The 18207-nt window shown below is 71.8% G+C and carries 14 protein-coding genes; 6 read left to right on the top strand and 8 right to left on the bottom strand.

The window, feature by feature from the left end:
- Window positions 1-6 precede the first annotated feature (6 nt).
- The gene (locus ABD708_RS10740) at window positions 7-2607 is read right to left on the bottom strand and encodes a cell wall-binding repeat-containing protein (protein ID WP_344754211.1); all 2601 of its coding nucleotides are present in this window, start codon (window positions 2605-2607) and stop codon (window positions 7-9) included.
- A gap of 194 nt (window positions 2608-2801) precedes the next feature.
- Here ABD708_RS10740 and aqpZ point away from each other — a divergent pair, with 194 nt between their 5' ends.
- The gene (gene aqpZ, locus ABD708_RS10735; RefSeq protein WP_344754530.1) at window positions 2802-3557 is read left to right on the top strand and encodes an aquaporin Z; all 756 of its coding nucleotides are present in this window, start codon (window positions 2802-2804) and stop codon (window positions 3555-3557) included.
- Between the two features lie 110 nt (window positions 3558-3667).
- Here aqpZ and ABD708_RS10730 read toward each other — a convergent pair whose 3' ends face one another.
- Both ABD708_RS10730 and ABD708_RS10725 read right to left on the bottom strand, forming a co-directional pair.
- Window positions 3668-4927: an MFS transporter gene (locus ABD708_RS10730; RefSeq protein ID WP_344754210.1), complete on the bottom strand. Its 1260-nt coding sequence runs from the start codon at window positions 4925-4927 to the stop codon at window positions 3668-3670.
- Window positions 4928-5024: 97 nt separating this feature from the next.
- Window positions 5025-6020 (bottom strand): stage II sporulation protein M, encoded by a 996-nt coding sequence (locus ABD708_RS10725; RefSeq protein WP_344754208.1) that lies wholly within the window; start codon window positions 6018-6020, stop codon window positions 5025-5027.
- Between the two features lie 18 nt (window positions 6021-6038).
- Here ABD708_RS10725 and ABD708_RS10720 point away from each other — a divergent pair, with 18 nt between their 5' ends.
- Window positions 6039-6896 (top strand): RDD family protein, encoded by an 858-nt coding sequence (locus tag ABD708_RS10720; protein ID WP_344754206.1) that lies wholly within the window; start codon window positions 6039-6041, stop codon window positions 6894-6896.
- Window positions 6897-7023: 127 nt separating this feature from the next.
- On the opposite strand, the gene ABD708_RS10715 is transcribed toward ABD708_RS10720, so the two are convergent.
- Window positions 7024-7236 (bottom strand): DUF3499 family protein, encoded by a 213-nt coding sequence (locus ABD708_RS10715; protein ID WP_344754205.1) that lies wholly within the window; start codon window positions 7234-7236, stop codon window positions 7024-7026.
- Window positions 7237-7330: 94 nt separating this feature from the next.
- On the opposite strand from ABD708_RS10715, the gene ABD708_RS10710 reads away from it, so the two are divergent.
- A complete protein-coding gene (locus tag ABD708_RS10710) occupies window positions 7331-7771 on the top strand; it encodes a metallopeptidase family protein (RefSeq protein ID WP_344754203.1) in 441 nt (146 codons plus the stop codon).
- 4 nt (window positions 7772-7775) lie between these two features.
- On the opposite strand, the gene ABD708_RS10705 is transcribed toward ABD708_RS10710, so the two are convergent.
- The 4 genes from ABD708_RS10705 to manA all read right to left on the bottom strand — a co-directional run bounded on the left by ABD708_RS10705 (window position 7776) and on the right by manA (window position 14113).
- A complete protein-coding gene (locus ABD708_RS10705; RefSeq protein ID WP_344754201.1) occupies window positions 7776-9203 on the bottom strand; it encodes a DUF5719 family protein in 1428 nt (475 codons plus the stop codon).
- A gap of 3 nt (window positions 9204-9206) precedes the next feature.
- Entirely contained in the window at window positions 9207-12164 is a 2958-nt protein-coding gene (locus ABD708_RS10700; RefSeq protein WP_344754199.1) for a glycosyltransferase, read from the bottom strand.
- Window positions 12165-12289: 125 nt separating this feature from the next.
- Window positions 12290-12613, bottom strand: a complete 324-nt coding sequence (locus ABD708_RS10695) for a WhiB family transcriptional regulator (RefSeq protein ID WP_120789821.1) — start codon at window positions 12611-12613, stop codon at window positions 12290-12292.
- 198 nt (window positions 12614-12811) lie between these two features.
- The gene (gene manA, locus ABD708_RS10690) at window positions 12812-14113 is read right to left on the bottom strand and encodes a mannose-6-phosphate isomerase, class I (RefSeq protein ID WP_344754191.1); all 1302 of its coding nucleotides are present in this window, start codon (window positions 14111-14113) and stop codon (window positions 12812-12814) included.
- A 111-nt stretch (window positions 14114-14224) separates the two neighbouring features.
- On the opposite strand from manA, the gene ABD708_RS10685 reads away from it, so the two are divergent.
- The 3 genes from ABD708_RS10685 (at window position 14225) to ABD708_RS10675 (ending at window position 18192) form a co-directional block, all read left to right on the top strand.
- Entirely contained in the window at window positions 14225-15427 is a 1203-nt protein-coding gene (locus ABD708_RS10685) for an acyl-CoA dehydrogenase family protein (RefSeq protein ID WP_344754189.1), read from the top strand.
- A gap of 135 nt (window positions 15428-15562) precedes the next feature.
- A complete protein-coding gene (locus tag ABD708_RS10680; protein WP_344754187.1) occupies window positions 15563-16888 on the top strand; it encodes an O-antigen ligase family protein in 1326 nt (441 codons plus the stop codon).
- Window positions 16885-18192 (top strand): O-antigen ligase family protein, encoded by a 1308-nt coding sequence (locus ABD708_RS10675; protein ID WP_344754185.1) that lies wholly within the window; start codon window positions 16885-16887, stop codon window positions 18190-18192. Before ABD708_RS10680 ends, ABD708_RS10675 begins: the two co-directional genes overlap by 4 nt.
- Window positions 18193-18207: the final 15 nt, after the last annotated feature.

Raw genomic sequence — 18207 nt, 5'->3', positions numbered from 1 at the left:
GCTGCCTCAGCAGCGGTGGTCGTCGGAGACGTCGCCGCTGAGCGCGGCCGCACCGCCCATGAGCGTCAGGGACGACACCTTCAGGCGGGCGAGCTGCGCCATCACGCTCGCCGAGATGCAGCCGGTCTCCGCGAGGAAGAGCGGCTGGGTGCGCGCGCCGGCGAGGACGGCGCCGACCAGCGCGTCGGGGAAGTTCATGCCGCTCGCGAGGAGCGCGCCGGTGCTCGTGCCCGGGAAGAACTTGGCGCCGACCGCCGCCGAGGTCGCGAAGCGATCCGCGCCGGAGAGCCGGGAGACAGTGCGTCCCTTGGCGAGCGCGCTGTAGATCTTCGAGGAGATCGCCGAGGTGCCCCCGACGACGTAGACCGAGGCCGGCTTCAGTCGCGAGAGCTGAGCAGACACGGCAGTCGTCGGACCGCCCAGCGTGGGGTTGACCAACAGCACCGGGCCGCCGGTGACGGCTCCCGCCGCCGACGCCGACAGGGCGTCGGGGAAGGCTGCGCCTGTCGCGATGAACGCGTTCGAGACCGTCCCCGTGAAGAACTTCTGTGCGATGGCGGCGCTCGTCGCGTAGCGATCCGCACCCGACACGCGCACCGGCGTGACGCGCGTCGCGGCGGCGATCGCCGAGTACACCCGTGAGCCGATGGCACTGGTGCCGCCGATCACGTAGACGGTCTTCGGCTTGAGCCGCTTCAGCTCGGCGCTGACGACGGACGGCAGCGACGTGGATGCCGTGAGCAGCAGCGCGCCCTTCTTCGCCGCCGCGGCAGGGGCTGCGGACAGCGCGTCCGGGAAGTCCACTCCGCTCGCGACGAACACCGTCGACGTGCCGCTCGGGAACTGCGTCTTCGACGTCTGCACCGCGGTGGTCCACCGGTCAGCGCCCGCAACGCGGGCCGACGGCCGGGTGAAGCGCAGCGGCGTCGCGGACGATCCGCTGGCGGTGACCTCGTTCACGGGCGAACGGCCCGTGACGCGAATCGTGTAGTCGCCGATCGGTGCCGCCGAGGAGGCGACCGAGAGCGAGTTCTCGCCGGACGTCTCGGTGACGCTCGCGAGCTGGTGCACGCTGCCGTCGAGCCGCGACACCGCCTCGACGACCGCCGTGGTGCCGCTCACCCAGCCCGGGTCGTGCCAGGTGACCTTGTACGCGGCGCTCGACGTCGTCTCGCATTCGCGGCCGAGCGTCACCTTCGACAGTGTCCAGGTGCGGCTGCCCCGGTCCTCGTTGGGGTCCCAGCGCAGCTGGTTGATCGTGCCGCTGTAGCCGTAATGCACCGGCGCCTCGGGCTCGGTGAGCGTGCCGGCCGGCGTGCCGAGATCGACGTTGAGGTTCGGGCGGTCCTGATAGGTGAGGATGTCCTGGCTCTCGCTGAGCGGACTGCCCGGGTTCGACCAGAACACGCGCGCCATGGTGCCACCGCCCGCCTGATCGAGCAGGTTGAACGAGCCGTTGTAGGTCTCGGTGACCGAGAGGTAGCGCCAGACCGACGCATCGATGCCGTTGCCCACGCTGAAGTACACCTGCGGGTCGTTGCTCGTGTTGGTCGCGGTGAGCTTCCCGCCCGAGAGCGACACATTCTTCGCGTTGCGGACGGAGAAGGTGTTCGAGCTGGCCAGCCACTGATGCCCGAAGGCGCTGGTCGCGTAATCGCCGCAGCCGCTCGCGGCCGGCGTGTCGACCGTGGGCTGCGGGCGGGGCTGGACCAGCACGGAGCTGCCGGCGACGGCCGTCGCCCCGCCCGCTGAGGCGAGGAACAGCGTCGTGCCGGCGGGGTAGGCGGAGGCGTCCACCGACACGGCGCCCGTGGCCGCCGGGATCGGGTTGCCCGAGGCATCCTGCACCGGTCCGCAGGTCTGCGAAGGGGTCGCGCACGTCGTCGCGCCGTTCGAGGACCAGAAGGGGGCGACGGGGTCGCCCGTCACCGTCCAGGATGCCTTCGCCGCGGCATCCGCCCCGGCCTTGTACAGCCGCATGAAGTCGAGCTTGATCGTCGTGTTCGCCGACGGGCTCGTCGCGAAGCGGATGCCTTCGATCGTGCCGGCCCAGTTGACCTTGAGCCCCGGGAAGACGTTCGCGCCGAGCGGGATCTCGTACTCGTGCCAGCCCGGTTCCAGGCCGAAGGGCTGGCCGCCCTCCGTCGAGCTGTTCAGGGCAGGCGAGTTGAACCACTGGATGGCCGCGGAGACATCGGCCGAGGCATACGCGTGGATGCTGATGCGGTTGTAGCTCGCCGCCGGGATGTGGTTCGCGGCGAGGCCGCCGTCACGGTTCTGATACAGCGAGCCCGGGTAGCCGCCCCAGACGGGCGAGACGTACGAGCCGGGCTCTGCGGTGTAGCTGAGCAGGCCGCCTGACCAGCTCGCCCCGGTGATGTTCATGGACGGCCCGGAGTCGTCGAGCAGCAGGTCATCGCTGTTCGAGTAGTCCCACTCGTCGTGGAAGGTCGTCGTCGCGTAGGACGCGGCGGCGAGCACCTGCGCGCTCGCGGGCACCGCCGCCGAGGCGGCCCACGCGGGCGCCGAGACGAGCCCGATGGTAGAGATCGCGACAGCTGCGGCCACGACGGCGGCGGCAGTGGCGCGCACGCCGGAGAAAGCCATGCTTCCTTGATAACCCGGATTCCGGAATCGCCGCGTCCCCCACGCGGGGTGGTGTATTCCCTTGTCCCGGGCGTGTCGCTAATCTCACGCATAGGGGGCGTGGGTGCCCCGCAGCCTGCGCCGCCGCAGCGGCGGCGCTCGAGAGCAAGGAGCGCATCGTGACTACCGAGCCCGCCATCCCCGCTGAACCGTCCATCCCCGAGCCGAATCCGTCGTCGAGCTTCTTCAACCGGCTCGTCGCCGAGGCGCTCGGCACCCTGCTGCTCGTCGCCGGCGGCGTCGGCACCGCCGTGTTCGCAGCGAACTTCCCCTCTGCCGACAAGAACTCGCTCGGCGTCGGCTTCCTCGGCGTCGCGCTCGCCTTCGGCCTCACGGTCGTCGTCGGCGCCTACGCCTTCGGACCGATCTCGGGCGGCCACTTCAACCCGGCGATCACCCTCGGCGTCGCGGCGGCCGGCCGCTTCCCCTGGAACGAGGTCATCGGCTACATCGTCGCGCAGCTGGTCGGCGGCGTCATCGGCTCGTCGATCATCGCCCTGATCGCCTCGACCGGCGACGGGTTCTTCGCGGCGGCGCACAAGTCGGGCTTCGCGTCGAACGGCTTCGGCGAGCACTCCCCCGGCGGCTTCGGCATCGGAGGCGCGATCGTGGTCGAAATCGTCTTCACCGCGCTCTTCGTGTTCGTCGTGCTCGGCACGACCGCGAAGATCGGCGCCGTCGGCTTCGCACCGCTGGCCATCGGCCTCTCGCTGACGCTGATCCACCTGATCACGATCCCGATCGACAACACCTCGGTGAACCCGGCCCGCTCGATCGCGGCCGCGGTCTACGGCGGCGGCTGGGCGTGGGGGCAGATCTGGGTGTTCATCGTCTTCCCGATCATCGGCGGCCTGCTCGCGGGCTTCACCTATCGCCCCCTGTTCGGCAAGACCTTCACCGAGGTCGCGTAGGCGCAGGCATCCGTCTCTCCCGCGCCCCGCGCCCCGCGGACCCGCGGCAACCTGTTCCCGTTTCGGACAGATGCGCCAGCAGCCGCGGGCGCGGACGTCCGGAACGGGAACTAGTTCGTGTCGGCCGACTCGAGCGAGCTCGGCAGCTTGCGCATCGACCTGAGCGGCGAGAACAGCAGCACCGCCATCGTCGCGGCTGCCGAGAGCGCGACCCCGAGCCACATCGTCGGCACGACGCCGAACCAGCCGCCGAGCCAGCCCGCCGCCGCAGCCGACACGGGCATCACGCCCCACACCACGAAGCGGATCGACGCGTTCATACGCCCGAGCAGCCGCGGCGGGCACAGCCGCTGCCGGAACGACACTTGCGCGATGTTGTAGTTCAGCACGGTGAAGCTGAACACGAACATGCCGGCGATGAGGAAGGGGATCGCGGCGGCCGGGAACACGGCGGCGAGCATGAACACGGCGCTGCCGAGCGCCGTGCCGAGGGCGCTCCACACGATGAGCGAGCCCTCGCCGACGCGCCGCATCAGCCACGGGGTGGCGAGCGCCCCGAGGATGCCGCCCGCCGCCCCGATGCCCTCGACCACGCCGTAGACCGTCGGGGTGAAGTGCAGCTGCCGCAGCACGAAGAGCGGCACGAGCGTCGTCATGAGCCCGTCGAACAGGTTCATCGCACCCGTGTTGATCGTGATGCGCGTGAGCAGGCTGTGCGTGAAAACGAAGCGCAGCCCCTCGCCGATCTCGGCGACGAGCGAGGAGTGATCGGATGCCGGCCGCTTCGGCTCCTCGTCCCTGATCGTCGCCACGGCGATCATCGAGGCGAGGTAGCCGAGCGCCGTCGCGAACAGCAGCAGTGGCGCCTTCACGACGGCGAGCAGCGCGCCCGACAGCGCCGGGCCTCCGACACGCGCCACCTGGGCGCTGGTCTCGAGCCCCGAGTTCGCCGGGGCGACGTGCTCTGAGCTCACGAGCCGCGGCACGATGCTCTGGTAGGTCACGTCGAAGAACACGGTCGCGCCGCCCACCACCGCGGCCACGGCGTACAGCTGCCAGATGTGCAGCGCTCCGAGCAGCCACGCCGCCGGGATGGTCAGCAGGGCCGCCGCGCGCACGGCATCCGCCGTGATCATCACCCGCCGCTTGCGCATGCGGTCGACCCACGCGCCGACCGGCAGCCCGATCACGAGGAAGGCGAGCTGCTGCGCCGCCGTGAGATAGCCGACCTCCTGCGCGGTCGCGTGTAGCATGACGACGGCGATCACCGGGATCGCGAGCGTGCCGAGGTTCTCGCCCAGCTGGCTGAGGCTCTCGCCGATCCAGAGCCTCTGGAAGTTGCGATTGCGCCAGACGGATGTTTCCCTCATCGGGCTGCGCCCTCGCGAGCACAGCTCGCTCGGCGGCTGACGCGCGTCATGCCACTGGCATGACGCTGCTGTGCGTCACCCGCCGTCATCTCATCGCTCACCCCGCGACCAGCTGCGTCGCGCCGCGATCGGCCTCGTCGAGGTCGCCGGTCTCTCCCGCCCGCACGGCGCGCCCGCCCACCACGAGCATGTAGGCGAGGAACGCGAGCAGCGCGGCCGCCCCGATCAGCAGCTTGGCCCACACGGGCAGGTGCGACGGGGTGACGAAGCCCTCGATGATGCCCGAGACGAACAGCGAGATGGTGAGCCCGATCGCGACGATGAACAGGGCGCGGCCCTCTTCGGCGAGCGCGCGGCTTCGTGTGCGGGCGCCGGGGGCGATCCACGCCCAGAAGATGCGGAAGCCGGCCGCGGCCGCCGCGAAGACCGAGGTGAGCTCGAGCATGCCGTGCGGCAGCACGAACGAGAAGAACACGCCGCCCTTGCCGTAGGCGAACATCGCCGCCGCGTCGATGCCCACGTTGACCGCGTTCTGGATGATCACGACCGCCGGGTAGATGCCCGTGATGCCGAACGCGATGGCCTGCGCGGCGACCCAGGCGTTGTTGGTCCACACCTGGCCCGTGAAGCTCGCCGCGGGGTTCTCGCGGTAGTAGTCGACGAAGTCGCTGTCGACGAGCTTCTTGAGATCGGCCTGGTTCGCGAGCGCCGCGAGCACGGAGTGGTCGCCGTTAATCCAGGTGGCGAGCAGCACCGCGATGCCGATGGTCGCGACGCCGATCGCGAGGGTGAGCCAGCGCAGGCGGTAGAGCGCGGCGGGCAGCTGCAGCACGAAGAAGCGCGGCACAGCGCGCAGGGGGTTGTCGGATGCCCCCGTGAAGCGCAGCCGCGCGCGCGACAGCGCGACGGACAGCCGCTCGCCTGCCACGCTCTCGCCCGCGGTCGACGCGATGGTGGACAGCTGCGCCGAGCCGGTCTGGAAGAGCTCGATCAGCTCGTCGGCCTCGTGCCCGGTGAGCCGGCGCTTCGCCGCCAGCCGCTCGAGCCGCTCCCATTCGCCGCGGTGGGCGGAGGTATAGGCGTCGAGGTCCATCGTGCTTTGATGATAGCCATGGCCGCCGCCTCGCCCATCGTCCCCGTCGAGGTGGGCGCGCGCGCCGATGCGGCGGACGAGATCGTCACGGGCGAGGCCGTCGCCCTCGCGGTGCGGCCGGCCGGATTCCTGTGGCGCGCACTCTCCGGAGCGATCGACCTCGCCTGCTCGGTCGCCGTGCTGATCGCGCTGCTCGTCGTCGTCGACGCCGTCGACGACCGCCTCGACACGGCGGTGCAGAACGCCATCGCCGTCGTGGCGGTCGTTCTCGCCTTCCTCGCGTACCCGATCGTGTGGGAGGTCGCCTCGCACGGCCGCTCGGTCGGGCGCTTCGCCGCCGGCACCCGGATCGTGCGCGACGACGGCGGCGCCGCAGGCATCCGTCACGCCTTCATCCGCGCGCTTGCCGGCGTCGTCGAGATCTACGCGACCCTCGGCGGGCTCGCGGTGATCGTGGCGCTGCTCAACGGGCGCTCGAAGCGCGTCGGCGATCTGCTCGCCGGCACCTACGCGCAGCACGAGCGGGTGGCCGCCCTGGCGCCGGGCCTGCTCGCCATGCCGCCGCAACTCGCCGGCTGGGCGCAGCTCGCCGACGTCGCCGCCCTGCCCGACCCGCTCGCGCGGCGGGTGAGCGCGTTCCTTGCGCAGCAGCAGCGGCTGTCGCCGCAGGCGCGCGCCGGGCTGTCGGCCGAGCTCGCGCGCGAGGTGGCGCCGTTCGTGCACCCGGTGCCCGCTGTCGATGCGGTCACGTTCCTGTGGGCCGTCTCGGCCGCGCGGCGCACGCGCGAGCTGCGTGCCCTCGAGGGCGAAGGCCGGCGGCTCGCGGCGCTCACGCCGACGCTCGCGCGCCGTCCGAACGCGTTCCCCGACCGCTGAGCGGCGCGCCCCTTCGCCCGGGGCTCGTGTGCCCGTTCGGCGCAACGGTGCCCGGTGCAGCGGCGACACGCGCGCCATTCGGGCGCAGCGGCCGGCGCAACGGGCACCGTCAGCGCCCGCAGCGCCCTCAGCCGGCGTTGCCGAGGGTCTGGTGCCGCACGACCTGCCAGCCCAACGGTGCCGACAGCCGGTCGGCGTGGTCGGCGCACAGGTCGAAGCCGTGCGGCGACTTGACCGGGGCGAGGGGCCCGACGACCGCCATCGAATCGGCGTAGACGTAGGTCAGAGTGGCGACCGCCTCGCGCTGACAGGACGACTTCGAGCACTGACGGTCGAGCATGCCCCTGAGACTACGCCAGGGCGCCGACACGCGACGGCGCCCACTCCGATGAGGAGCGATGCCGCGGTGCGCACCCGGGACATAGGATGCCTGCATGCCCCGACCCCGGCGCGCGCAGCCGCCCACCCCCGCGAAGCGCCTCAACCGGCATGGCCGGCGCGGCGTGCGCGGACCGGTGACGGGTCCGCACCTGCCGCTGCTGCAGGGCCGCATCGACTTCTTCGAGATGACGGTCGCGTCATGCGCCGACTATCTGAAGGGCCTGTGGCCGGATGCCTTGAGCGAGGTGCGCTTCGAGATCGCCTCCGCGCCCGCCGGCGCGCTCGGGCCTGAGGAGGTCGAGCGCTGGTCCGTCGACGCGCCCCGCGGGCGCATCACGCTCTTCCGCGTGCCCATCGAGCGGCTCGCGAAGCTGCACCGCAACGACGAGCTGCATCGCCGCATGCTCATCGAGAGCTGCGTCTTCCGCGCCGTCGCCGAGTACCTCGGCAAGGACCCGTGGGACCTCGCGCCTGACCGGTTCCGGCACTTTTAGGCGGCTAGCGCTTGTAGACGGTGAGGGCGGAGGCGCTCGTGCTCGTCGGGTAGACCACGTAGGCGGCCAGCTGCCCCTTCGTCTTGTAGCTGATCGACGCGTACAGGCCCTGCGCGTCGCTTGTCGTCAGCACGCCTGACGACTTCAGCCCACGCGAGATCGATGCGCCGGCCGGCACCGCGATGCTGCCGCCGCCCGGCCCGGCCAGCTTGACCGTGACGGCCGCCCCCGAGGTGTTGGCGAGATGCAGGGTCGCCGCCGGCCCCGGCGCCACAGGAAGCGCGACGGCGCCGCTCAGTGCGGGCGCAGCCGCGTACCAGGCGAAGTCGCTGCCGGTCTTCGCATCGACGGTTCCGGTGTGCACCGCGGCGACGACCGGCTCCGTGCTCTCGACGGTGACCGTGTAGGTGCCGTTGCCGAGGTGCTCGAGCGGGATCTCCGACACGACGCCATGGCTGACCGTCGAGGTCGTGGCGGTGCCGCCGCTGCCGCCCTTGTCCGCCTTGACCCCGATCGTCAGCTTCGCGTCCTTCGTGCCCGCAGGCAGCACGCGCAGCACCGGCACGCCTCCGTCGCCGTCGTCCGTCGCCGTTGCGCCCTTGATACCGGTGGTGTCGACGACCGCGCCGGGGATCACGAGCTTCTTGGCGGGCGAGGCGCCCGGGCCGATCCATTCCGCCCCCTGCGGCGTCACCCCGGAGATCTCCGACTCCTGCAGCTGTGCGCTCACGGTGCCGCCCGTGCTGGTCACGCGAACGACCGTCGCGGTCGCGTTCGGCACGAGGCCCGACAGCGGTACGACCTGCTGCGTGTGCGGCTGCACGAGGATGCCCTTGCCGCCCGCCGCCTCGGCGAGCCCCTGCTCCGAGTAGGCGTCGATCTCGACCGTCGCCGCCACATCGCCCGGGTTGCCGAGCACGACGAGCGTCGTGGCGCCGAGCGAGGTGGCCCCGCCGACGAGCCACTGCTCGAAGTCGGGCTGCGCGCAGTTCGCCGCCGCGAGCCCGCGCACCTCCTCGGTGCGGACACTGGTCGACTCGGCCGCCGCGAGCAGCGGCTCCGCGCCGGCGCCCTTCGCCGGCAGCTCGAACGCCTGCGGAGAGCTGCCGCTCGCATCGACCGCCTTGAGCGCAACGGCGCTCGGCGTGCCGCTGCCCCCGCCCGAGACGACGGTCGATTCGCCGAGCAGCGTGAGCGCCGCCGTGGAGCCGGCAGAGCCCCCCGCGCCGAGTGAGAGCAGTCCCCCCGGGCAGGCGACCGAGGCACTCGCCGGCACCGGGGTGACGGTGCGCGAGGCCGGCTGGGCGTGGGCGCTCGGCAGCGGCAGCGTGAACGCGGCCAGCGCCACCACCGCGCTCGCGGCGAGGCCGGCTGCGCCGGCGAGCACGCGCACCCCGGCGCGGGTCAGTACGGTCCTGCGATCGGTCGCCACGGCTCAGTCCTCCTCGTCGCGGCCGCCGACGGCGGCATAGGCGGGTTCGAGCTCCGCATCGTCCCCGATCTCGGGCTCGGCGTCGGCCGGTGGGAGATCGGATGCCTCGGCCGACGCCTCCTCTGCAGCAGGCGTCGCCCCGGCCGGGCCGCCGGTGCCGCCCTTCGGCCGACGGGCGCGCCTGCGCGGCGCCGCCGTGTTGCCGATCGGGATCGCGAGCAGGGCGAACACGCCGAACACGACGACGAGCATCAGCACGATGAGCGGCTGCTGCCAGCCGCCGGGGTTCTTCGGCACCGCCACGGGCGCGATGTCCTTGGTGGTGCTCCACAGGGTGCCCGTCGCCGTCGTGCCGACCCGCGCGAGCAGGGCGTTCCCGTCGAGCGCGGTCGAGGCGCGGTCGGCGAAGGAGCGCTCGTCGAGGTCGGGCGAGGTGCCCGTGTGCAGGAAGACGAAGCCGACGCCGAAGCGCTCGAGGTCGGACGACGCGTCATAGCCGCTGCGCGAGACGAGGTTCACCGCGAGCCGCGCGAGCACGTCGTCGCTCGCCGAGAGCGCCGCGTCGGTCGACGCGATCGTGCTCTGCTGATCGAGGGTGTCGCCCGTGCCGTGCACGATGCCGGCCGTGACGGTGCTGCGCGAGACCGGCGTGACGACGAGGGTGGCCGTGCGCGGCTGCGATGCCGCCTCGGCCATGACGTAGGCGGGCAGCTGACTCGCGGGGTTCGCCGTCACCGCGGCGCTGCCGAGCAGCCCGGCGAGCGCGAGCGGGACGATCGCGAGCAGCGCGCCGATGGACGCTGCCCACGAGGGGACGGCCGAGAACCGGCCGAGGCCCGCGAGGGTGAACAGGGCCGCGCCGGTGAGTCCGAGCCAGTACAGGCTGAGCCCGGAGCCGGCCCACAGTCCCACGGGGTCGGAGCCGGTGATCTGCAGGGCCGACTGCGAGCAGACGACGGCGGTGGCGAGCCCGAGGAAGGCGCCGACGAGGGCACCGGCCGCACGCACGCTGGGGCGCAGGAACAGCGCGACGAGCGCGAGCAGCAGGAAGGGCGCGACGAAGATCACGAGCAGGATCGTGACGACGCCCGCAGGCCAGCCGAGCGCGCCCGCGAAGCCCTGCCAGCCGTCGGTCGCACCGCCGGGGAAGCCCAGCAGAAGCTGCCAGGTCGGGGCGGCGCCGCTCGGCACGGGGACGCCCGGGTCCGCGAAGATGCGGACCGGGTGGCCCGCCGCCAGCTGGTAGAGCGCGAGCGGCAGGAACAGGGCGATCGCCGGCAGCGGCACGAACAGCGCACGGAAGACGCTGCGGCCGCTCGTCGCGGTCCAGAGGATCCAGGCGATCGCGAGCGCGGGCAGCAGCGAGGGCGCGCAGGCCGCAACGCCGGCGCCGAGCAGCGCGGTGGCGCCGGCAGCCGACCACGAGCGCCGTGCCGTCACCGCGGCGAAGATCAGCCACGGCAGCAGCACGTGTGCGAGCACGGCGGCCGGGCGGCCTGCTGCGAGGGCGGCGAGGAGCGGCGGCGCGAAGGCCCAGGCCAGGCCGAAGACCGCACGGATGCCGGCACGGCGGGTGAACCGTGCGGCGAGCAGCCACGCCCCGATGCCCGCGATCGGCATCGCGGCGAACCACAGCAGCACGAGCGAGAGCGACGGCTGCCAGAAAGTCAGCGAGCCGAGCAGGGCGAGCACCGCCTGGAACGGATCGCTCGGCCCGGTGAATCCGATGCCCACGTCGCGCCAGCCCCAGCCGACGCTGCTCCACAGGTGCCCGACGGACGCGTTCAGCGGCAGCAGCCCGCCGCCGCCAAGGGCGCTCGCGCCCAGCAGCCGCCCGTTGATCGCGACCGAGGCGGCGAGGGCGCCGAGCAGCACCCAGCCGCCGCCCGAGCCGAAGAAGTCGAGCTCGCGCCATTCGCCGTGCGCCGCCGTGAGGGCCGCCTCGCGCGACAGCATCCGCCTGCGCCGCAGCTCGGAAGGCGGCAGTCGCAGCGGCGCGATCACCGCCCACCCCGCGCGTTTCGCGTGCGCGACCTTACGCCGCGCCGCCGCGAGGTGGCTGTCGGCGAAGGCGATCTGGAACGCGGCGGCGAGCTCGCCGCCGACGGCGCCCGGCCGCTTTCCGATCAGCCGGCCGATGGCCCGCGCGACGCCGAGCGGAACGAGGGTGAGCCAATGCAGCACGAGGGCGGCGCCCGGCGCATAGGCGAGGCGGCGGTGCAGCTGTGCGAGTCGGCGCTGGCGGTTGCTGACCCGCTCGGCGCCGGTGCGCTGCGAGAGCCGCGGGCCGACGACGCCGTCACCGCCGACCGCCACGCGCGCGCCCGGCGCGACCACGACACGATGCCCGGCGAGCCGGACGCGCACGCAGAAGTCCAGCCCGCCGTCGACGATTGGGAGGGCTGGATCGAGACCGCCGACCTCCGTAAAGACCTCGTGGCGCACGAGCATGCCCGCCTCGTTCACGCCGAGCACGTCGGAGGTGCCGTCGTGCTGGCCTTGGTCGAGCTCGTCGTCGACCAGCGGCACCGTCGCTCCGTAGCGGGTCATGGTCACGCCAAAGCTGCGCAGACGGTTCCGGTCGTCCCACTCGACGATCTTCGGGCCCGTGACGGCGACCGATGGCGAGACCTCGCCGACGGCGAGCAGGTTCTCGAGCGCCTCCGGTTCCGGCGCGGTGTCCTGGGCGAGCAGCCACACCCACTGCTCGGAGTGCACGGGCGCGTCCAGAGCGCGCACAGCCGCCGCAACGGCAGTCGGAAAGGTCAGCTTCTCTTTCGTGGCGAGGTGCTGGGTGGGGGCGAAGGCGGCCACCGCGGGGGTGACGTCGCCGTCGGAGCCGGTCTCGATCACAACGACGGAATCGGGGCGGCGGGTCTGGGCACGGAGCGACTCCAGTGTGCGCTGCACACGCGTCGACCCGCTGCGGACGACGATGATGGCGGTGACTGTCTGAAGCATCGCGGACAGCCTAGGTAGCCGTTACCCGCAGGTTGAGGAGCGCCGTAGGCGCGTCTCGAAACCCGGACGGCGCCTGGAAGCCCGTTTCGAGACGCCGCTTCGCGGCTCCTCAACGAACGTGATGCTCAACCGGCTCTGCGGCGGAGCTTGCGGCGCTCGCGCTCGGAGAGGCCGCCCCAGATGCCGAAGCGCTCGTCGTTCTGCAGCGCGTACTCGAGGCACTGGGCGCGCACCTCGCACGAGGTGCAGATCTTCTTGGCATCCCGCGTCGATCCGCCCTTCTCAGGGAAGAACGCCTCGGGGTCGGTCTGCGCACACAGGGCGTCCGACTGCCACGCGAGCGCATTCTCGTCTTCGTCGACGTCCGCCCGGCGGACGCCGGGCACCCCCAGACGAACCGGATCGACGAACCAGTCGTCCGGAACTGCGGAGCGATAGGCATCAGTCATATCGGACTCCCTTCCCCACCAACGCTTGACCAATTACACCCGTGTAATTCGCTCCGCGTCAAGTCGCGAATCGTAAGGGCAGACAGATCACTCGTGGGTCCCGGGCGTGTCGCGTGTCGCGAGATTAATCGGATCGGCATGAAATCACGTCTACCCCCCAATGGGGGTCACACCCGAATCGGTCGCACCCGGGCAGGGCTAGACGAGCGCGTCTACGAACGCCGTCCCCGTCGTCGCGAGGAACAGCTCCCCCGCGCCGCGCACGGCGAGCTCGCGCTCGTCGGGTGTGATGTAGGCCGCCTGGCCGCGGGCGAGGGCGATGCCGCCCGTCTCGCCCGAGAGTTCCAGCGTACCTTCCGTGGCGAGAGCGATCGCCGGGGCGGAGAGACGGATGCCCGAGGCATCCGCCCCCTCGCTGACGCTCGCATGCACCAGCGCGAAATCGGGCACATCAGGCCGGAAGACCTCGACACCCGGGGCGAGCTGGGCCGGCTCGAGCAGCGGCGCGGGCAGCGGGGTGAAGTCGAGCACGCCGAGCAGCTCGTCGACGTCGATGTGCTTCGGGGTGAGGCCGCCGCGCAGCACGTTGTCGCTCGAGGCCATCAGCTCGACGCCGAGCCCCCCGAGGTAGGCGTGGATGTTGCCGGCCGGCATGTAGAGCGCCTGGCCGCGCACGAGTCGCACCCGGTTGAGCAGGAGGGAGATCACGACACCCGCGTCGCCCGGGTAGCCGTCGTGGAGCGACACCACGGTTTCGAACGGCAGCAGGGCGGGGTCGAGCGCGTCGACGCTCTCGAAGTCGTCTGCGCCGCTCTCGGCGAGCACGAGCCGGGCGGCGCGGACGGTCTCGGCGACCAGCTCGTCGACGGCCGCTCCCCACCCCTCATCATCGGCGCTGAGCAGCCACGTGACCGCGTCGCGCAGCGCGGTGCCGTCGTCGGGTGCGGCGGCGAGCCGTTCCTCGAATTCCGCGAGACGCGCGGCAGGGGCATCGGCGCCGCGCGCCGCGCCGATCAGCCGGGTGAGGTCGCTCGCGACGGCCGCTCTGCTGCGGAATCCGCACAGGGCGTGGAAGGTGTCGGAGAGCGCGAACAGCATCTCGGGCTTGTGGAAGGGGTCCTTGTAATTGCGGTGCGCCGCGTCGAGCGGCACGCCGGCGGCGTTCTCGCGCGCGAAGCCGGCCGCGGCCTGCTCGGGCGACGGGTGGGCCTGCAGAGAGAGCGGGCCGCCTGCCGCGAGCACCTTGAGCAGATAGGGCAGGTGCGGCGCGGGCTCGGCCGCGAGCTCGGCGCCGAGCGCCGACTGCGGATCGGCGGCGATCCACGCTGCGAGGTCGGGGGCTGGCGAGCCGCCCTCGATGCGCGAGGGCGAGGCGGGGTGCGCGCCGAGCCAGAGCTCGGCCTCCGGAGCGCCGGACGGAGCGCGGCCCAGCAGGCGCGCGATCGCCGTGGTCGAGCCCCAGGCATAGTCACGGGGGGTGTTGTCGATCCGCACAAACATCCGGGGCGCTCCTCGCGTCGTCACGTCAGCAAAACCACACCAGGCTATCGAGGGCCGCACGGCCGACCGTAGCCTGACGGCGACCAGTCAGCAGCAACGGAAGCACTCGGAATGACCATCGACACCGCCCCCTCCGCCGTCTTCGAGCCGCTCGCCGCGGACTTCTACGGATTCGCCGCAGAGCTGACCGACGTCGAGAAGGACGCCATCGCGAAGCTGCGTGCGCACCTCGAGGCCGAGGTGAAGCCGCTCGTGACCGAGCACTGGGAGAAGGCGACCTTCCCGCACGAGATCATCCCCGGGCTGCACGAGCAGGGCGTCGCGGCATTCGCCTGGGACGAGACGAAGCCCTTCGAGAACTCGGCCGTCTTCCGCGGCTTCGCGGCGCTCGAGCTCGCCCGCGTCGACGCCTCGGTCGCCACCTACGTCGGCGTGCAGAACGGCCTCGTCGCCGGCAGCGTGTCACTGTGCGGCAGCGCGGAGCAGCGCGCCCTGTGGCTGCCGAAGCTCGCCTCGGGCGAGGTGATCGGCTCGTTCGGGCTGACCGAGCCGCTCTCCGGCTCGGACTCCGCGCAGGGTCTGCGCACGACCGCCCGCCACGAGGGCGACCACTGGGTGCTCAACGGCTCGAAGCGCTGGATCGGCAATGCGACCTTCGGCGACGTGACGGTGATCTGGGCGAAGGACGAGGCCGACGGCCAGGTCAAGGGATTCCTCGTGCCCAACGACTCCCCCGGCTTCGTCGCCACCAAGATCGAGAACAAGGTCTCCCTGCGCATCGTGCAGAACGCCGACATCACCCTCACCGACGTCGTCGTGCCAGACGCGAACAAGCTCGCGAACGCGAACTCGTTCCGCGACACGGCGCGCGTGCTGCGGCACACCCGCGCCGAGGTCGCGTGGGAGGCGGTCGGCATCGCGATCGGCGCCTACGAAGCCGCGCTGGACTACGCGAAGACCCGCGTGCAGTTCGGCAAGCCGCTCGCCGCCCACCAGCTGATCCAGGACCTGCTGGTGAAGTCGCTCGGCAACATCACCGCCTCGCTGGCGCTCGTCGTGCAGGCATCCCGGATGCTGGAGAACGGCACCCAGCGCGACGAGCACTCCGCCCTCGCGAAGGCCTTCGCGACCTCGAAGATGCGCGAGACGGTCGCCTGGTGCCGCGAGGTGCTCGGCGGCAACGGCATCGTGCTCGACCACGACGCGGCGCGCTTCTTCGCAGACGCCGAGGCGATCTACTCCTACGAGGGCACGCGCGAGATGAACACCCTCATCGTCGGCCGCGCGATCACGGGCGAGGCCGCGTTCGTATAGGAACATTTCGTTCGATTCGTCACACCGAATCCGCGATCGCGAGTGACGAATCGTCCGAATTGTGCCGAATCGTTCGCCGCGCGCCCGCGTTCGCATGGGGCGTTCCTGAGGGCTCGCGCCGATAACCTTTCAGACATGAGGAGCCCGGTCGCGACGCTGCACCCCGCCGCGGGCATCCTCGCGACCCTGTCGTTCTTCACCCTGTTCGCCGGGGACGCGTGGCGGAACCTGATCGGCTGGCCGGCCTACCTCGCCCTCGCGGGTGTGCTCGCGCTCGCCAACGTGGTCTGGGTCTTCATCGCCCGCCCCGAGCTGCCGCTGCGCAAGTGGCCGAAGATGCTGCTGCTCTTCGTCGCGCTCGCGATCGCCTCGATCGCCTGGGCGCGCTACCAGGGCACGACCGGCCCGGGCGGCCACCTCGACGTGACGCTCGGCGCCCTCGCGCTGCTCGCCGCGGGTGTCGCCGGGCTCGCGCCCGCCCTGATCCTGACGCAGCGCCAGCTGGCCTCCGTCATCGGGGGCGCGCTGCGCTGGGTGCTCGGGCTCTCGCTGCTCTTCGAGCTGGTCGTGGCGCTGTTCATCCGGCATCCGATCCTCCCCCTCGTGCGCGTGGCGGGCGTCGACTACACCGGCAAGCTGCCCGCCGCCTTCTACTGGAGCCGCAACGAGCTGCTGCACGGCGGCCCGATCCAGGGCATCGTCGGCAATGCCGACCTGCTCGCGATGTGCGCTCTGATCGGGTTGATCGTCTTCGGGCTGCAGCGCGCCGAGGGCGCATCGCGGCCGTTCTGGGGCTGGTTCTGGATCGTGCTCGCCGCCGTCGAGCTCGCGCTCACCCGCTCGGCGACCGTGCTCGTCGCGGCCGCAGCCACCGCCGTCGTGCTCGGCTTCGCCGTGTGGGCGCGGGTGCGCGGGCAGCGGGGCCGCGGCCCGCTCTACCTCAGCGCGTTCTTGCTGCTCGTCGTGGTCGTCGGCGGGGCGATCACCGCGTGGGAGGCGTTCACGGGCCTGCTCGGGAAATCGACGACGCTGACGGGCCGCACGGACATCTGGAACGCGGTGATCCCCCTCGCGCAGCAGCACACCGTCTTCGGCTGGGGCTGGCTCGGCTACTGGGTGCCGTGGGCGAAGCCCTTCGACGGCCTCGCGGTGCGCGGCGGCGTCGAGTACCTGCAGGCGCACAACGCGTGGCTCGACGTCTGGCTGCAGCTCGGCATCGTCGGCGTCGTGGTCTTCGCGTGCCTCGCGATCACGACGCTGGGGCGCGCCTGGTTCATGGCGGTCGACAGGCCGATGACGGATGCCTCGAGCAGGCATCCGTTCACGGCCCTCACCCTGCTGCCCCTGCTCGTCTTCTCGGCCCAGCTGGTGCAGTCGCTGGCAGAGAGCCGCTTGCTCATCGAGAGCGGGTGGGCGCTGCTCGTGGTGTGGTCCGTGACGACCAAGGCGAGTCGCCCGTGAGCGCAGGCGGCGGCTGGCGTGCCTTCGAGGAGCCGCTGCGGAACTTCTTCAGCTCCGGGCGGTTCGCGAACGCGCTGTCGCTCGTGATCGTGGGCGCGGCGTTCACGACGTTCGCGACCGTGCGGGTCATGGGCTGGCCGGGACTCGTCGGCGCGCTCGCGGCGCTCGTCGTGCTCGCGACGATCTCGTTCATCGCGCGCCGCGGGCGGCACGAGCCGCACGGCCTGCTGCCCATCTCGCTGCTCGTGTTCGTGGCCTGGTGCACCATCAGTGTGTTCTGGAGCGAGAACCCCGGCACGACGATCGCCTCGTCGCTGTATCAGCTGGCCTGGGCGTACCTCGCGATCTACCTGGCGATGGTGCGCGACACGATCCAGGTGGTGCGGGTCGTGGGCGACGTGCTGCGCTTCCTGCTCGCCGGGTCGCTGGCACTCGAGGTGTTCAGCGGCCTGGTCGCGTCGGAGCCCGTGCACTATCTCGGGGTGAGCGGCACGATCGCACACTTCGGGCCGATCCAGGGCATCTTCGGCAGCCGCAACGCCCTCGCGCTGATCTCGGTGATCGCGCTCGTGACCTTCTTCGTCGAATGGCGCACTCGCTCGGTGACACGGGGCCGGGCGGCCCTGTCCATTCCCCTCGCGGCGATCAGCCTCGCGCTGTCGCGATCGCCGGTGGCCGTCGCCGTCATCGCCATCGTCGGCATCGCCGCGCTGTTCCTCGTGCTGCTGCGCAGCATCAGGGACGAGCGGCGGCGGTTCACGGTGCAGGTGACGCTGGCCGTGGCATCCGTCATCGCCGCTGCTGCCGCCTGGGTGCTGCGCGACCCGATCATCGCGCTGCTCGACGCGCGCAGCATGCTGAACGTGCGGCACGCGCTCTGGATCCAGATCTGGGACTTCAGCAAGGCGAACCCGCTGGTCGGCTGGGGCTGGACCGGTATCTGGCGCGGCGACGAGTACCCCTTCAACCTCATCACAGCGTTCGCGGGCACCCCGGCGTCGAACGGGTTGAACGCCTATCTGGATGTCCTGCTGCAGCTCGGCTGGGCGGGCGTTCTGGTGTTCGGGGTGCTCGTGGTGCTCGCGCTGGGCCGGTCGTGGCTGGTGGCATCGAACAAGCGGTCCGTCATCCACACCTGGACGCCGCTGGTGCTGCTCGCGCTGCTGGCGACCTCGGCCACGGAATCCGTCGCCCTCGTCGACTACGGGTGGGTGCTGCTCGTGATCTGCACCGTCAACGCATCGCAGAACATGAGCTGGCGGAATGCGGTGCCGGGCCCGGCGGCGCCGCACCCGAGGCGCTGATGGTGGGGTCCCCGT

The sequence above is a fragment of the Gryllotalpicola koreensis genome (assembly GCF_039538185.1).
GTDB lineage: Bacteria > Actinomycetota > Actinomycetes > Actinomycetales > Microbacteriaceae > Gryllotalpicola > Gryllotalpicola koreensis.
The sequence above is the reverse complement of the archived record's forward strand: the minus strand, read 5'-3'. Positions and strand labels throughout refer to the sequence as shown.

What these genes read in the sequence shown, in the direction of transcription:
- ABD708_RS10720 (WP_344754206.1), top strand. Translation starts at nt 6,039, where the DNA reads ATGGCCGCCGCCTCGCCCATCGTCCCCGTCGAGGTGGGCGCGCGCGCC.
- manA (WP_344754191.1), bottom strand. Translation starts at nt 14,113, where the DNA reads ATGTTTGTGCGGATCGACAACACCCCCCGTGACTATGCCTGGGGCTCG.
- ABD708_RS10695 (WP_120789821.1), bottom strand. Translation starts at nt 12,613, where the DNA reads ATGACTGATGCCTATCGCTCCGCAGTTCCGGACGACTGGTTCGTCGAT.
- ABD708_RS10680 (WP_344754187.1), top strand. Translation starts at nt 15,563, where the DNA reads ATGAGGAGCCCGGTCGCGACGCTGCACCCCGCCGCGGGCATCCTCGCG.
- ABD708_RS10725 (WP_344754208.1), bottom strand. Translation starts at nt 6,020, where the DNA reads ATGGACCTCGACGCCTATACCTCCGCCCACCGCGGCGAATGGGAGCGG.
- ABD708_RS10710 (WP_344754203.1), top strand. Translation starts at nt 7,331, where the DNA reads ATGCCCCGACCCCGGCGCGCGCAGCCGCCCACCCCCGCGAAGCGCCTC.
- ABD708_RS10700 (WP_344754199.1), bottom strand. Translation starts at nt 12,164, where the DNA reads ATGCTTCAGACAGTCACCGCCATCATCGTCGTCCGCAGCGGGTCGACG.
- ABD708_RS10740 (WP_344754211.1), bottom strand. Translation starts at nt 2,607, where the DNA reads ATGGCTTTCTCCGGCGTGCGCGCCACTGCCGCCGCCGTCGTGGCCGCA.
- ABD708_RS10730 (WP_344754210.1), bottom strand. Translation starts at nt 4,927, where the DNA reads ATGAGGGAAACATCCGTCTGGCGCAATCGCAACTTCCAGAGGCTCTGG.
- ABD708_RS10715 (WP_344754205.1), bottom strand. Translation starts at nt 7,236, where the DNA reads ATGCTCGACCGTCAGTGCTCGAAGTCGTCCTGTCAGCGCGAGGCGGTC.
- ABD708_RS10685 (WP_344754189.1), top strand. Translation starts at nt 14,225, where the DNA reads ATGACCATCGACACCGCCCCCTCCGCCGTCTTCGAGCCGCTCGCCGCG.